Origin of the sequence: Mycobacterium shottsii (genome assembly GCF_010728525.1) — a bacterium.
GTDB classification, from domain to species: domain Bacteria; phylum Actinomycetota; class Actinomycetes; order Mycobacteriales; family Mycobacteriaceae; genus Mycobacterium; species Mycobacterium marinum.
Map to the genome: position 1 here is coordinate 2,379,500 of NZ_AP022572.1, position 15,710 is coordinate 2,395,209.

The window sequence follows — 15,710 nt, forward strand, 5'->3', positions numbered from 1 at the left end:
GACCTAGTCCGGCTCAGAGCTCTTCGCCGAACGCGCGCAACGCATCCACCTGCAGCGGATCCAATGACGGGCGGACGGTCTGGCACGCGGCGGCGAGGTCCGCGGCGGTGACGTCGGCCGCGTCGATGGAACGGCGCATCGCGGTCAGAGCCGCCTCGCGCAGCAATGCCACGCAGTCGGCGGCGCTGTAGCCGTCGAGACCCGCGGCCACCTCGTCCAGGTCGACGTCGGCGCTGAGCGGGATGGATTTGCCTGCGGTGCGCAGGATTTCGAGGCGCGCCTCGGCATCGGGCGGCTCGACGAACACCAGCCGTTCCAGCCGGCCCGGGCGCAGCAGCGCCGGATCGATCAGATCGGGGCGGTTGGTCGCCCCCAGCACCACCACGTCACGCAGCGGCTCGATGCCGTCGAGCTCGGTCAGCAGGGCGGCGACCACCCGATCCCCAACACCCGAATCGAAGCTTTGCCCGCGTCGGGGCGCCAGGGCATCCACCTCGTCGAGAAACACCAACGACGGCGCCGAATCGCGGGCCCGACGAAAAAGCTCACGGACGGCTTTCTCCGAGGAGCCAACCCATTTGTCCATCAGCTCGGAGCCCTTGACCGCGTGCACGCTCAACTGCCCGGTGCTGGCCAATGCCCGGACCACGAAGGTCTTGCCGCACCCGGGTGGGCCGTAGAGCAGTACCCCCCGCGGCGGCTCCACCCCAAACCGGGCGAACGTGTCCGGATGCTGCAAGGGCCACAGCACCGCCTCGGTCAGGGCCTGCTTGGCCTGGGCCATGTCCCCGACATCGTCGAGGGTGATGCTTCCCACCGCGACCTCCGAGCTCGCCGAGCGCGACAGGGGGCGGATGACGGTCAGCGCGCCAAGCAGGTCTTCCTGGTTGAGCTCTGGTGGCTGGCCATCGGTACTAGCTCGCGAAGCGGCCCGCAGCGCCGCCTCGCGCAGCAGCGCGGCCAGGTCGGCAACTACGAACCCCGGTGTGCGGCTGGCTATTTCGTCAATATCCAAGTCGCCGGTAGGTACGTGCCGCAGCAGGGCTTCCAGCAGGGCTTTGCGGGTGGCCGCGTCGGGCAGCGGCAACCCCAATTCCCGGTCGCACAGGTCGGGCGCGCGTAACCGGGCGTCGAGCTGGTCGGGCGCGGCGGTAGTGGCGATCAGCACCACGCCATCGGTGGCGACCGCGGTGCGCAGCTCGCCGAGGATCAGCGCGGCTACCGGTTCCGCGGTGGCCGGCGGCAGCGCGTCCACGTCGGTGATCAACAGCACCCCGCCGCCGTCGCGAACCGTCGCGACGGCTGAGGCCACGGCCTTGAGCCGATTTTCCGGGGCCAGCGCACCAACCTCGGGACCGTCGAGTTCGACCAGCCGGCGTCCGGCACACACCGCACGCACCAGCGTCACCTTGCCGACTCCGGCCGGACCGGACACCAGCACGCCCAGGTTGGTGCCCGCACCCAAAGACTGCAGTAGGTGAGGTTCATCGAGGGCGAGCTTGAGCCATTCGGTGAGCTTGGCCGCCTGCGGCTGGGCACCCTTGAGCTCCTCGACCTGGATCTCCGGGGTGGCCACGCTGAACCGCTCGGCCTGGGATGACTGCGCGGTGTGGGGTACCCCGGTGCCCCAGGTGACCAACGTGTTCGGCTGCACACTGACCGGCGTATCGGGATCGACGCCGGTGACGGTCAACAGCTCCGATGTCCAGCTGATGCCGACCGCCGACGCCAACGCCTGGCTGGCGGCCGAAGTCGAGGTGCCCGGGCCCAGGTCGCGGGGCAACAGCGACACCGCGTCGCCGACGGTCATCACCTTGCCCAGCAGCGCCTGGCGCAAGGTGATCGGCGAAAGCGATTGGGTGGCAAGCGACGAGCCGCTCAGCGTCACGGTCCGTGCACCGTAGACGGTGACCGAGTTGACCAGCACCGCAGTGCCTTCGCGTAGTCCGGCGTTGGACAGGGTCACGTCGTCCAGCAATATGGTGCCGACCGGGACCTGGTCATCAGCCATGCCGGCCACCGCCGCGGTCGTTCGGGACCCGGTCAACGAAACCGCATCCCACTCCCGGATCCCGAGGGCGGCAATGGCGCTCGGGTGCAACCGCACCACGCCTCGACGTGAGTCCACCGCCGACGTGTTCAGCCGGGCGGTCAGCGTCAGCTGTGGAGCCCCATAGGGGCTGGTCACAACCGCCCGCCCGGCTTGCGCAGCCCCAGCCGCGCCACCGAACGGCGCGCCACCGACCGGCGATGCGGCTGCGCTCTGCGAATCGCGCGCCGCGCGGCGCGTCGTTGCTTGGGCTTGTCGCCCCACACCTCGGGATGCTCGGCCAGCCAGCGCTTGCTGCGCACCGCGAACGGAATGTGACACACGTAGGCGATGATGATCACCCAGATCAAGATGTAGGGAGCCAGCACCGCGGCGGCCGCCATGATGGCCAGCACCGCCAGCAGCACCGCGGCCAGGTTGGGCGGCACCGCCACGGCATGCATCTTCTTCATGGGGATCCCGCTGACCATCAGCATCGAAGTGCCGGTGATCCAGAACGCCAGGAACCACACCGAGGTCCACCAGCCCTCACCGAACTGCATCTTCAAGGCCAGCAGACCGATCATGGAAACCGCGCCCGCCGGTGCGGGCATTCCGACGAAGAATTCGTGTGCGTACGCGGGCTGGGTGCCGTCATCCAGCAGCGCGTTGAAGCGCGCCAGCCGAAGCACGACGCACACCGCGTAGAGCAGCACCACAACCCAACCGACCTGCCACTTCGACAGCATCGTGACATAGAGCACCAGCGCGGGCGTCACGCCGAAATTCACCGCATCGGCCAGGGAGTCGATTTCAGCGCCCATGCGCGACTGGGCGTCCAGAATGCGGGCCACCCGGCCGTCGAGTCCGTCCAGAATGGCCGCCGCCGCGATCAGCGCCATCGCCGGCACCGGCTGGTGTTCGAGGGCGAATTTGATCGAGGTCAGCCCGGCACAGATGGACAGCACCGTCATTGCGCTGGGCAAGATCTGCAGGTTTACCGCGCGCCTGCTCCGAGGCTTGGTCGTCATGGCAGGTCAGCCAATATGGTCTCGCCGGCAATCGTGCGCTGGCCAACTCTGACCACCGGCTCGGTGCCCGGTGGCAGGTAGGTATCCAGCCGAGAGCCGAAATGGATCAGGCCGTAAGTGTCGCCGATCGCCAATTTGTCTCCGACGTGTGCGTCGCACACGATGCGGCGCGCTACCAGCCCGGCAACCTGCACCGCGACCACTTCAGCACCGTTGGCGGTGCGGATGCGCACGCTGTTGCGTTCGTTGTCGTCGCTCGCCGCGGGCAGGTCGGCCGACCCGAAGCGGCCGGGCCGGTGCTGGACGGCGACGACCTCGCCGCTGACCGGGGCCCGCTGCACGTGGGCGTCGAATACCGACAAGAAGATGCTGACCCTGGGGAGCGGCGCGTCGCCCATGCTGAGTTCGGCCGGTGGTGCCGCGGTGTCGATCACGCAGATCACGCCGTCGGCGGGTGCCACGATGGCGCCGGCCCGGCTCGGTGGTACCCGGGGCGGGTGACGGAAGAAGCCGGCGCAGGCGCCGGCGGCCAGCAGCCCCGTCCGGCGCGCCCAGCGGTGCCGGTATCCGACACCGGCCACGGCTAGGCCCGCAGCGATGAAGGGGCGCCCGGCCGGGTGTATCGGCGGGATGGTGGATCGCACCAACGCCAGCAGATGCTGCGGGCTCAGAGTCGGTTCCGCGGAGGATGAGTCGGAACGGCGGGGACGTCGTGCCACGCGGCCATCTTACGGAGCGCCGTGGCGGTCAGTGTACGGACGGCGCCCCGATGTGCCTGAGCACACCGGGGCGCCGTCAACAACGTCATGCGCCGTCGTGCCCGTTCTCGCCGATCAGTGTCCCGCCAGTGCCGCCCGTTCCGGCGGTGCCCGGTGGCAAACCAAGACCGAGAATGCCTCCATTGCCGCCTGTGCCGACCAGCTGGGCGTCGCCGCCCTTGCCGCCGTCACCACCCGGCGCAGCCCCGAGGCCGATCCCGCCCGCGCCGCCGTTGCCGCCGTCTCCGATCAGGGCGCCGGTGCCGCCGTTGCCGCCGTCTCCGGAAGTGATACCGCCAAAGCCTCCGTCGCCGCCGGTCCCGCCGTCGCCAAGGAGCCCGCGAGCCCTGCCGCCGTCGCCGCCGGTCCCGCCGGTGCCGCCACCTGCGCCGTTTCCGCCTGCCCCGCCGGACCCGCTGAGCCCGCCGCCGTCGCCTACGGTTCCGCCGTTCCCGCCGACTGCCGCGCCGACCGCGCCGGTCCCGCCGGCCCCGCCGTTGCCGAAGAGCATGGCGGCGTTGCCGCCGGATCCGCCGGCCGCACCGGCAGCGACCGTGCCGCCGCCTCCTGCGCCGCCGTCGCCATAGACCACGCCGGCGTTGCCGCCGGCCCCGCCGACACCACCGCCGCCTCCGCCGCCGCCGACGCCGATCCCGCCGGCCCCTCCGGTACCGGAGAGGGCGCCAGCCGAGCCGCCGGCTCCGCCGGCCCCGCCGGTGTCGAGGCCGATCGCGCCGGCTCCGCCAGCACCGCCGGCGCCGAAGAGAGTGGCGGCGCCGCCCCCGGTGCCGCCGGCGCCACCGACAGTCTGGCCGGCTCCGCCGGCCCCGCCGGCGCCACCGGTGCCGGAGAACACGCCGGCGTTGCCGCCGGCTCCGCCGGCCCCGCCTTCGGTGCCTGCGGGAGCGATGCCACCGGCGCCGCCGGCCCCGCCGTTGCCGGAGAACGCCCCGGCGGCACCGCCGTCGCCGCCGGCTCCACCGGCCCCGGTCCCGCCGGCGCCGCCGTTGCCGGACAGCAGGCTTGCCCCGCCGGCTCCGCCGGCCCCGCCATTCGCCAGGCTGAACCCGCCGGTGCCGCCATTACCGCCGGCCCCGAATAGACCTGCCATGCCGCCCGTGCCCCCGGCCCCACCGAGAACGGCCCCGATTCCGCCGGTGCCACCGACCCCTGCGCCGCCCGACAGCAGCCCCGCGGCCCCACCGTCGCCGCCGGCCCCACCCGCAGTGGCCAGGCCGCCGTTGCCGCCGGTCCCGCCGTCGCCGAATAGGCCGGCGGCGTTGCCGCCGTCGCCGCCGACACCGCTGACGGTGCCCACGGCGCCGTTGCCGCCCGCTCCGCCGGATCCGGCGAGCCCGCCACCGGTGCCTCCGCGGCCGCCATCGCCGCCGGCGGCAGGGCCCGCAGCGCCGTGGCCGCCGGTCCCGCCGGAGCCGAAGAGCGTTGCGGCATCCCCGCCGTCGCCCCCTTGCCGCCGGCAGCAGCGCCGCCGATGGCGCCGGCCCCGCCGGCCCCACCTGCACCGCCGGCGCTGGTCGCGACTCCGCCGGTGCCGCCGGCCCCGCCGTCGCCGTGGAACAGGCCGGCGTTGCCGCCGGCCCCACCGGCCCCGCCGCTGCTGCCGGGAATGTTGCCGCCGGCCCCGCCGGCCCCGCCGACGCCGCCGTCGCCGTAGAGGGTGCCGGCGTCGCCGCCCTGCCCGCCCGCGCCCCCGGCAGTCGCTCCGCCGCCGCCGAGCCCGCCCGCGCCACCGTTGCCGAACAGCAGACTGGCCCCGCCGGCCCCGCCGGCACCGCCGACCGCGCTGTTGGCTAGTCCGCCGGCCCCGCCGGCGCCGAACAGCCCGAGGCCGCCCGCACCGCCGGTGCCACCGCTGGCGCCCACCCCACCGATGCCGCCGGCCCCGCCCGCGCTGAATAGCCCACCGGTTCCGCCTTGGCCGCCGGCTCCGCCGGCGCCGCCCGCTCCGAGCCCACCCGAGCCTCCCGCGCCGGCCGTGCCGGCCAGCAGCCCGGCGGCGCCACCGGCCCCGCCGGCCCCGCCGGTGACGCCGCTCGCGCCCGATCCGCCGGCCCCGCCATTGCCGATCAGTATTCCGCCGTCGCCACCGCTCGCGCCGGTTCCCGCGGCCCCGTTGGCTCCATTGCCGATCAACGGGCGATTCAGCAACGCCTGGGTGGGGGCGTTCACCAAGTTGAGCAGATTTTGCGACGCCGCCTCGGCGCTCGCGTATGAGCTCGCGCCGGTGGTCAAGGCCTGCACGAATTGATCATGAAATAGTGCCGCTTGTGAGCTGACCGCCTGGAAAGCTTGGCCGTGCGCGCCGAAAAGCGCTGCGATCTGCATTGATATCTCATCGGCGGCGGCGGATATCACCGCGGTCGTCGGGGCGGCCGCCGCATAGCTGGCCTGGCCGATGGTGTTGCCAATGCCGGCCCAATCCGTTGCGGCCGCGCTCAATAAATCTGGTGTCGCTATCACATAAGACATGCGTATCCCGTCCGTTTCCCTGGCTTTTGGCGATTAAGCAGCAGTCGAACGGATCGTATTTGTTTCGCATTCTTGATCACTCTGGAGATCTGCAAAGATTTATCAAAACGGTCTATTTAGTAAGCTAAATATAAAGCCTTTTTACAAAGGCGGGTTTACGCCAGATCCATAAATGTAATTGACGAGACAATATCGTCTCATTTTTGCGTTCGGTATCTCATTTTCTGGGGATAGTCGATCCGCGGGCTCCCGGCCTGGATCCGGGGTGCGATCAGTCGGGCATTGGACCGATATCGGGCGCGGTCGCCGCGGTTTAGGTCAAATCCCAGACTTGCACCTGGGTTCCGGCGGACACCTCCACGTCATCCTGCGGAATCTCCAGCAAGGCGTTGGCCGAGGCCAGCCAGCGCAAGTGGTGCGAGGCCGGCGGCCCGTAGCTGGTGACCTGTCCGGTGCCGATGTCGAGGATCGCGCGCCGGAACTGCCGCTTGCCGCGCGGTGAGGTGACCGTCTCGGTCAGTACCGCGGTCCGCTGTGGTCGCCGCGGATCCGGCAGACCCATGGCCAGGCGCAGCGCGGGACGGATGAACACCTCAAAGGACACCAGCGCGCTGACCGGGTTGCCGGGCAGGGTCACGATCGGCGTGCCGACCACCAGGCCGACGCCCTGGGGCATTCCCGGTTGCATCGCCACCTTGACGAACTCGACGCCCTGATCGCCTTCGCGGCCGAAGGCGTCTTTGACAACCTCATAGGCTCCGGCACTGACCCCCCCGCTGGTGATGATCAGGTCCGCGGCACCCGCGTGTCGGTCGAGAATCGCGACGAACTGCGCGACATCGTCCCCAGCGGTGTCGGTGGCCACCACGACCGCACCGGCGTCGCGGGCCGCGGCAGCCAGCATGACCGCGTTGGACTCGTAGATCTGTCCGGGTTGCAGTGGCGTGCCCGGCGGTACCAGCTCCGTGCCGGTGGAGACCACCAGCACGCGCTGGCGGGGGATCACGCTCAGCTCGGCCAGCCCCAGCGCGGCGGCCAAGCCCAGCGCTGCCGGTGTCACCAGCTGGCCGGCTTGCAGGACGGTGGTACCGGCGGCGACATCTTCACCCGCGCGCCGGACGTGCTTGCCCGCGACAGCGGGCTGGCTGATCTGTACCGTTTCGAGGCCCCCGTCGGTGGCTTCCACCGGCACGATCGCCGTCGCGCCGGTGGGTACCGGCGCCCCGGTCATGATCCGGTGCGCCGTCCCAGGGTGCAGCCTCAGTTGGTCGACGCGCCCCGCCGGAATGTCCTCGGCCACTGGCAACACCACCGGGTGCTGCGCACTCGCGCCCACGGTGTCCTCGGCCCGCACCGCGTAGCCGTCCATCGCGGAGTTGTCGAACACCGGTAGCGGCAGCGGGGCGACCACGTCGTCGGCGAGCACCAGGCCCTGCGCTTGCTGCAATGGGACCTTGGCGACGGGACGGGCCCGGACCATGTTGGTGACGACCCGCTGATGCTCCTCGACCGACCGCATGCGGCCATTATCGGCCCGCTAGACCGGGAAGCTGACCCCGGTGAGCTCCTCGGAGACCGTCCAAAGCCGACGTTGCAGGTCCTCGTCGTGAGATTGAGCGCTGGACTGGACGATTTTCGGGTGGCCGCGCTGCTCGGCGAAACCGTCCGGACCGTAGTACTGGCCGCTGGCCACCGAGGGATCGGTGGCGGCGCGCAGCGTCGGCAGAGCACCCATCTGCGCGTTCTGGAACAGCGCCGGGCCGAGAATGTTGGCTAGCGGAACCAACATCCGTGGCAGGTTTCGGGCCAGTTCGGTATTGGAGCCGCTGGGGTGGGCCGCGACGGCGATCGTCGCGGCCTGGGAGTCCGCCGCGAGCCTGCGCTGCAGCTCGTAGGTGAACAGCAGGTTGGCCAGCTTGGACTGTCCATATGCCGCGACTCGGTTGTAGCTGCGTTCCCACTGCAGATCGTCGAAGTGGATCGCGGCCCGAATGCGGTGGCCCAGGCTGCTGACCGTGATCACCCGCGAGCCGGGTACCGGCAGCAAGTGATCCAGCAACAACCCGGTCAGCGCGAAGTGGCCCAGGTGGTTGGTGCCGAACTGCATCTCGAAGCCGTCCTTGGTCACCTGCTTCGGTGTCCACATCACGCCGGCGTTGTTGATCAGCAGGTCGATGCGTGGGTAGGCCGAACGCAGTGCATCGGCGGCGCTGCGCACCGAGTCCAGCGAGCTCAGGTCCAGGGCCTGCAACGTGACGTCGGCCTGGGGCTTGGCCGCAACGATTTCTGCCACGGCGGCATTGCCCTTCTCCGGGTTGCGTACCGCCAGCACGACGTGCGCGCCGCGGCCGGCCAACGCCTCGGCCGTGTGGTAGCCGAGCCCGGTATTGGCGCCGGTGACCACCACCACCCGGCCGCTTTGATCCGGGATGTCGGAGGACGACCAATGACTCTTGGCTTTCCCGTTAGCACTCATGGCCAGAACATACTCACTTCCGGCCCGGGCGGCCCCGGCGCCAGAACTATTGGACCCAGAAGTTGTCGTGCGCGACGAAGAACTCCCGGCGTTGGTCGTCGGTCATGTCGGCCAGGCCCGGGAACCCCTCGAAGTAGTCCTCGCGCGGGGCGCCGGGGGCGAACAGGATCAGGATCGATGCCGGCTGGTCGGACTCGTTGCGAAAGCCGTGCACTCCGCCGGGCGGTACATAGAGGTAATCGCCGGCGGATGCGTCGACCCAGTCTCGCCCGTCGTGCATGCGCATCGACCCGGACAGGACGAAGAAGGACTCCGACATCGTCTTGTGGAAATGCGGACCCGGCCCACCTCCGGCCGGGGCGATATCGACGCGGTAGAGCCCAAAATCGCCATCGGTGGTTTTCTGGGTGGCCAGGTAGTGGTACTTGGTGCCGCCCAACTCCAGGTTGGGAGGTTCGTCCCGACGTTTCAGCCGAGCACTGACCTCTCCCTTGTCGCCGGTGTAGCGCGCTGGAGGATAGGGCGGGTAGGCAGGCATGACGAGCGACATCACCCCAGTGTGGCCCAACGCTTCACGCGACAGGCCGTTGTTCGGGCCGAGCGCCCGCCCGCCGCGGCGCGCGCCGTAACGTCGGCGGGTGGGGGCGTCCTTGCACTCGACATAGGCGAGTGCTAAAAATGACGTTGGCACTCGCGACCCGCGAGTGCTAGGTCGGGACGGTGAGAACGGGCCTGGTCGTGATCTGCGACCTGGCTTCGGTCGTCCGTCGCGGGCACTGCGCCCGGCCAGCGTAAGTAACGGGGTTGCCATTACCCGGTGACCCCCGTTTCATTCCCAATCCGGAGGAATCACTTCGCAATGGCCAAGACAATTGCGTACGACGAAGAGGCCCGTCGCGGCCTCGAGCGGGGCCTCAACGCCCTCGCCGACGCGGTAAAGGTGACGTTGGGCCCCAAGGGTCGCAACGTCGTCCTGGAGAAGAAGTGGGGTGCCCCCACGATCACCAACGATGGTGTGTCCATCGCCAAGGAGATCGAGCTGGAGGACCCGTACGAGAAGATCGGCGCTGAGCTGGTCAAGGAAGTTGCCAAGAAGACCGACGACGTGGCCGGTGACGGCACGACGACGGCCACCGTGCTGGCCCAGGCGCTGGTCAAGGAAGGCCTGCGCAACGTTGCGGCCGGTGCCAACCCGCTCGGTCTGAAGCGCGGCATCGAGAAGGCAGTCGAGAAGGTCACCGAGACCTTGCTCAAGTCGGCTAAAGAGGTCGAGACCAAGGAGCAGATCGCGGCGACCGCAGCCATCTCCGCCGGCGACCAGTCGATCGGCGACCTGATCGCCGAGGCGATGGACAAGGTGGGCAACGAGGGCGTCATCACCGTCGAGGAGTCCAACACCTTCGGCCTGCAGCTCGAGCTCACCGAGGGGATGCGGTTCGACAAGGGCTACATCTCGGGCTACTTCGTCACCGACGCCGAGCGTCAGGAAGCGGTCCTGGAGGACCCCTACATCCTGCTGGTCAGCTCCAAGGTGTCCACCGTGAAGGACCTGCTGCCGCTGCTGGAGAAGGTCATTCAGGGCGGCAAGCCGCTGCTGATCATCGCCGAGGACGTCGAGGGCGAGGCGCTGTCCACCCTGGTCGTCAACAAGATCCGTGGCACCTTCAAGTCGGTGGCGGTCAAGGCCCCCGGCTTCGGTGACCGCCGCAAGGCGATGCTGCAGGACATGGCCATCCTCACCGGTGGTCAGGTCATCAGCGAAGAGGTTGGCCTCTCCCTCGAGACCGCCGACATCTCGCTGCTGGGTAAGGCCCGCAAGGTCGTCATCACCAAGGACGAGACCACCATCGTCGAGGGCGCCGGTGACTCCGACGCCATCGCTGGACGGGTGGCCCAGATCCGCGCCGAGATCGAGAACAGCGACTCCGACTACGACCGTGAGAAGCTGCAGGAGCGCCTGGCCAAGCTGGCCGGCGGTGTTGCGGTGATCAAGGCCGGGGCTGCCACCGAGGTGGAGCTCAAGGAGCGCAAGCACCGCATCGAGGACGCGGTCCGTAACGCCAAGGCTGCCGTTGAGGAGGGCATCGTCGCCGGTGGTGGCGTCGCCCTGCTGCACGCGGTCCCGTCGCTGGACGAGCTGAAGCTGTCCGGTGACGAGGCCACCGGCGCCAACATCGTCCGGGTGGCTCTCGAGGCTCCGCTGAAGCAGATCGCTTTCAACGGTGGCTTGGAGCCCGGTGTGGTGGCCGAGAAGGTCCGTAACTCGCCCGCCGGTACCGGCTTGAATGCCGCCACCGGTGTGTACGAGGACCTGCTCAAGGCCGGCGTTGCCGACCCGGTCAAGGTGACCCGTTCGGCGCTGCAGAACGCGGCGTCCATCGCGGGTCTGTTCCTGACGACCGAGGCCGTTGTCGCCGACAAGCCGGAGAAGGCGGCCGCTCCCGCGGGCGACCCGACCGGCGGCATGGGCGGCATGGACTTCTAAGTCCGCAAGGCGCGCAAGTTCGCAAGCACGAAAAAGCCCGGTTCCCTTCGGGGGGCCGGGCTTTTCGTGTGTGTACGGGCGCGCGCTAGGAAGGCTCGGAGAACACGACGCAGTCATGCAGGAAGCCGCTGGCTGTGGCGGCAGAGTCGGCGTTGCGGTGCAGCAACGCCTTGGTGGGCAGCACAGCGCACTGGGCCGTTTCGGCGCCGGCGTCGGATACCTCGGCGCGCCCATCAACGATCAGCGAATAGCCGCCGGGCTCGGGTGGCGGCCACAGGAGCGTGGCATCACCATGGCTGGCCAGGTTGGCGCGGGTGCGGCCGCCGATCAGCCCGACCTCGATGACCGCGCGCGGTCCGTCCGGGCCGTCGCGCAGGCCTCGCAGCACCGGTTCCACGGTCACCGTGTGCACGTGGTGGTCGTCGTCAACGGTGATCAGGTAGGCGAACGGGTAGTCGGTCAAGGCGTCGGCCAACCGCTTGAGGTCCACCTTCTTGGCAGCCATGCAATCGAGGATAGATGCCGGCCGGATGGGGTGTGACTACTCCGTGCGCAGCGGCAGCTGGATGTCGGCTTCGCTGTCAGCCGTCTCGCGGTTCGGATAGAAGCTGGACCTGGGGATGCCCGCACCGGCGTTTACCGGCGCTTCACGGGTGGCGACGCTTCGCGCACCCGCATCGCTGTTAGCCGAGTTGTACAGGCCGGAGTATCCGGCAGCCGGGCTGCGCAGGCCCGCGCCCGCGGTGGAGCCACTGTTTGCACCCGCAGAGACGGGGCCGGCGTCGGCAGCCGCCGCCGCTACCGGCGCCGCGGCCGCGGGAGCGGCGGCAGCCGGGGTGGCTGCGGTGGGGGTCAATCCGCCGGCCAGCGCCGGATTCAGGCCGCCGGTGTGTGCCAGCGCCGAACTCAGGATCCCCGAGCTCAAGGTTGCCGTGCCGCCCGTTGCGTAGGTGGCCGAGCTGGCCAAGCTGGTAGAGCTTGCCATGTCGCTGCCGTGCATCGATTGCCACATGCCGCTGCTCATGCTGGCAGTGCCGAAACCGGTGCTCATGCTCCCGGAGTTGCCCAGGCCCGAATTGAGGGTGCCTGAGTTGCCGATACCCATGTTTCCGTTGCCGGAATTGAAGAAGCCGACGTTGCCGGTGCCCGAGTTTCCGATTCCGACGTTGCCGCTACCCGAGTTGAAGCCGCCGAAGCCGAACTGATGATCGCCGGTCAGGCCGAACCCGAAGTCGCCGTTGCCGGTGTTGCCGAAGCCGACGTTCCCGCTGCCCAGGTTGCCCAACCCGACGTTGCTGTTACCGGTGTTGCCGCTACCGATGTTGCTGCTTCCGGTGTTGCCGGTGCCGCTGTTGCTGCTTCCGGTGTTGCCGCTGCCCCAGTTGTTGTTGCCGACGTTGTTGTTGCCGACATTGCCGGTGCCGCTGTTGCCGAAGCCCAGGTTGATCTGGCCGTTCTTGCCGATGTCGATACCGAGGTTGCGCAGCACCTGCTTCCAGGGCGCCAGCGCCGAAGCGGCCGCCGACGCTTCGGCGTGGTAGGCGGCCATCGCCGCCACGTCGAGCGCCCACATCTGCTCGTAGGCGGCCTCGATGTCCATGATCGCGGGGGTGTTGAAACCCAGCCAGTTCGTGGCCGCCAGCACCTGCATCAGCCCGCGGTTGGCCGTGACCACCGCGGGCTGCACCGTCGCCGCCAGCGCCGATTCGAACGCGCCTGCCGTGACAGCGGCCTGTGCGGCCGCCTGCTCCGCCTGTGCCGCAGCCGCACCGAGCCACGCCATGTATTGGGTGGCGACAGCCATCATGGCTGCCGCCGAGGGGCCCAGCCATGAGCCACTGGTCAACTCGGAGGTGACCGAGCTGAATGACGACACCGCTGACGCCAATTCCTCGACCAAACCGCCCCAAGCCGCGGCAGCGGCGAGCAGCGGCCCCGCTCCGGGACCGGCGAACATTAGTGCCGAATTAATCTCTGGCGGCAACCACGCAAAATGCGGGTTTGTCACCAGCCCAAACTACATGGCGACGGCCGCTACCGTGGCCGTATCGGCATCGGAAAAATGTCGATCCATAGGGGGTTTACAGGAACCCCCAAGTTCCCTCACGCCGGGACCGGGGCTGACTGCCGTCCGCGGACCAGCTTGCCGGGCCGGGCAGCGGTCGGCACCCCGTTCTCGGCGATCACCTGACCCGATACCACGGTCGCAACATAGCCCTCGGCGGTCTGATCCAAGCGCCGCCCGCCCGCGGGCAGGTCATACCTGATGACCGGCTTGTGCAGTCGGAGTGCGGCGTGGTCGATTACGTTGAGGTCGGCCTTGTAGCCGACCGCGATGCGTCCGCGGTCGCCCAGGCCGGCCACCCGGGCCGGCACGGATGTGAGTTCGCGGACGGCTTCGGCCACGCTGAATTGCCCGGATGCCCGATCGCGAGCCCAGTGCGTCAGAAAGTAGGTCGAGTAGCTGGCGTCGCAGATCATCCCGTAGTGGGCGCCCCCGTCGCCGAGACCGAGCACCACGTCTTCGCGATGCAATAGTTTGCCGACAGTGTCCAGCGAGTTGTTCTCCATGTTGCTGGTCGCGACCAGCAACATGGCGTGCCCGTCGTCGTCGAGCAGCCGGTCGTAGGCCTCCTCCATCGGGCTGACGCCGCGGGCGCGAGCCCGAGCCCCGATGCTGTCGGCTGCCGCCGGCTCGTAGTTGGGGTCCTCAGCCAGCGGAAAAATCCAGTCCCAGGCCTGCGCCACGTTCAGAATCGGATGCCCGACGCCGGGCTTATCGGCCAGGATGCGGGCCCGGACGTCGGGTTCGCGCATTTCGGCGACGCGCTCGGCCAACGGCAGATGCGCGATTTCGCGGTAGCTGGGATAGAGCACAAATGGGTTTGCCGACAGCTGCAGTCCGATGATCAGCCCGATCGGACGGGGAAGTAGCTGCGCGGTGCAGCGGGTTCCCTCGCCCGCGTTCTTGTTCGCGTTCTCGACCATTGTGATGGCATCGGGCCAGCTGGGTTCGCCAACGTTGCCGACCACCAACGAGAACGTGACTGGCAGCCCGACCTCCTCGGCTACATCGAACACGGTCTGCAACACCGGCTGGTAGCCGCCGGCTGGGATGTCGGGCACAAACTGCAACAGGCCACCGCCGCCGTCGACGACGCCCTTGGCGATCTCTTCGATCTCCGCACGGGCGGCGTCGTAGCTCGGAATCGGCGATCCGCTCTCGGTCTTGTGGATGGTCAGCCGCGACGACGCGAACCCCAGCGCACCGATCTCGATTGCCTGCTTGGCCAGTGCCCGCATGGTGGCCAGGTCTTCGGGGGTGGCCGGCTCGCAGTCGGCGCCGCGCTGACCCATGACATAGACCCGCAGCGGGGAGTGCGGCAGAAAGGCGGCCACATCGATGTCGCGTGCTCGCGCCTCCAACGCGTCCATGAATTCGGGGAACGTCTCCCAGGTCCAGGGCAGGCCATCGGTCATGACAACGCCGGGGATGTCCTCGACACCGGCCATCACGTCGACGAGCACGTCGTGGTCCTGCTGGCGGCACGGCGCAAAACCCACCCCACAATTGCCCATCAGCACGGTCGTCACGCCGTGCGCCGATGATGGTGTCAGCCGGTCTGACCAGATTGACTGACCGTCGTAGTGGGTGTGCAGGTCGACGAACCCCGGGGTGACCAGCAGGCCGCTGGCGTCGATCACCCGCCCGGCGGCGTCGCCGTTGACCGAGTCGTCAGGTGGCCCGACGGCCACGATGATGCCGTCGCGTACCGCGACGTCGCCGACGTACGGCTCACCCCCCAGCCCGTCAACGATGGTTCCGTTACGGATGAGGAGGTCGTAGCTCATCTAATCAATTTACGACCGCGGCGGTCGGTGGTGCCAGGTCCGATGGCGCTCGTAGAGTCGGCCGTATGGCTGCCTCCGATGCCGCGGCCCGCGAGCTGCTGCGCGACGCGTTCACCCGAGTGATCGAACACGTCGATGAACTCACCGACGGTCTGACCGAGCAAGTGGCCAACTACCGGCCAACACCGGCCGCCAACAGCATCGCCTGGCTGATCTGGCACAGCGCGCGGGTCCAGGACGTCCAGGTGGCCGACATCGCCGGGGTCGAACAGGCGTGGACGCGTGATGGCTGGGTGGACCGGTTCGGGCTGGACCTGCCCCGCGGCGACACCGGCTACGGGCACGGCGCGCAGGATGTGGCCAAAGTGCGTGCGCCGGCCGAGCTGCTGGCCGGCTACTACCACGCGGTGCACGCCCTGACGCTGCAGTACGTCGCGGGTGTGACCGCCGAGGAACTGTCCCGCGTGGTGGACACCCATTGGGATCCGCCGGTCACCGCGAGCGTCCGATTGATCAGCGTGGTCGACGACTGCGCCCAACACCTGGGACAGGCTGTCTACCTGCGCGGGATCGCCCAGTAGGTTCTAGG

General features: G+C 69.2%; 11 protein-coding genes and 1 pseudogene. 2 read left to right on the forward strand and 10 right to left on the reverse strand.

What is annotated here, in order from left to right; translation table 11 throughout:
- Positions 1-13: 13 nt before the first annotated feature.
- The 7 genes and pseudogenes from G6N41_RS11210 to G6N41_RS11240 all read right to left on the reverse strand — a co-directional run bounded on the left by G6N41_RS11210 (position 14) and on the right by G6N41_RS11240 (position 9,334).
- A complete protein-coding gene (locus G6N41_RS11210; RefSeq protein ID WP_198967384.1) occupies positions 14-2,188 on the reverse strand; it encodes an AAA family ATPase in 2,175 nt (724 codons plus the stop codon).
- The gene (gene pssA / locus G6N41_RS11215) at positions 2,185-3,060 is read right to left on the reverse strand and encodes a CDP-diacylglycerol--serine O-phosphatidyltransferase (protein WP_020728031.1); all 876 of its coding nucleotides are present in this window, start codon (positions 3,058-3,060) and stop codon (positions 2,185-2,187) included. The genes G6N41_RS11210 and pssA overlap by 4 nt, the downstream gene beginning before the upstream one ends.
- A complete protein-coding gene (locus G6N41_RS11220; RefSeq protein ID WP_198967385.1) occupies positions 3,057-3,779 on the reverse strand; it encodes a phosphatidylserine decarboxylase in 723 nt (240 codons plus the stop codon). The genes pssA and G6N41_RS11220 overlap by 4 nt, the downstream gene beginning before the upstream one ends.
- A gap of 85 nt (positions 3,780-3,864) precedes the next feature.
- Positions 3,865-6,308 (reverse strand): annotated as a pseudogene (locus tag G6N41_RS29530) (PE family protein).
- Positions 6,309-6,621: 313 nt separating this feature from the next.
- A complete protein-coding gene (gene moeA / locus G6N41_RS11230; protein ID WP_198967386.1) occupies positions 6,622-7,827 on the reverse strand; it encodes a molybdopterin molybdotransferase MoeA in 1,206 nt (401 codons plus the stop codon).
- Positions 7,828-7,845: 18 nt separating this feature from the next.
- Complete coding sequence (locus G6N41_RS11235) at positions 7,846-8,784, reverse strand: SDR family NAD(P)-dependent oxidoreductase (RefSeq protein WP_198967387.1); 939 nt, start codon at positions 8,782-8,784, stop codon at positions 7,846-7,848.
- 46 nt (positions 8,785-8,830) lie between these two features.
- Positions 8,831-9,334 carry a cupin domain-containing protein gene (locus G6N41_RS11240; RefSeq protein ID WP_036451831.1) on the reverse strand — a complete coding sequence of 168 codons (504 nt, stop codon included), beginning with the start codon at positions 9,332-9,334 and terminating at the stop codon, positions 8,831-8,833.
- 309 nt (positions 9,335-9,643) lie between these two features.
- On the opposite strand from G6N41_RS11240, the gene groL reads away from it, so the two are divergent.
- Positions 9,644-11,269 (forward strand): chaperonin GroEL, encoded by a 1,626-nt coding sequence (gene groL, locus G6N41_RS11245; RefSeq protein ID WP_012392707.1) that lies wholly within the window; start codon positions 9,644-9,646, stop codon positions 11,267-11,269.
- An 85-nt stretch (positions 11,270-11,354) separates the two neighbouring features.
- Here the strand turns inward: groL and G6N41_RS11250 are convergent, their stop codons facing one another.
- From G6N41_RS11250 to G6N41_RS11260, 3 genes are all read right to left on the reverse strand, one after another.
- Entirely contained in the window at positions 11,355-11,774 is a 420-nt protein-coding gene (locus G6N41_RS11250; protein WP_198967388.1) for a pyridoxamine 5'-phosphate oxidase family protein, read from the reverse strand.
- Between the two features lie 36 nt (positions 11,775-11,810).
- Positions 11,811-13,277, reverse strand: a complete 1,467-nt coding sequence (locus G6N41_RS11255; protein ID WP_198967389.1) for a PPE family protein — start codon at positions 13,275-13,277, stop codon at positions 11,811-11,813.
- A 95-nt stretch (positions 13,278-13,372) separates the two neighbouring features.
- Positions 13,373-15,121: an N-acyl-D-amino-acid deacylase family protein gene (locus G6N41_RS11260; protein WP_198967390.1), complete on the reverse strand. Its 1,749-nt coding sequence runs from the start codon at positions 15,119-15,121 to the stop codon at positions 13,373-13,375.
- A gap of 65 nt (positions 15,122-15,186) precedes the next feature.
- Between G6N41_RS11260 and G6N41_RS11265 the strand changes: the two genes are divergently transcribed.
- Complete coding sequence (locus G6N41_RS11265; protein ID WP_198967391.1) at positions 15,187-15,702, forward strand: mycothiol transferase; 516 nt, start codon at positions 15,187-15,189, stop codon at positions 15,700-15,702.
- Positions 15,703-15,710: the final 8 nt, after the last annotated feature.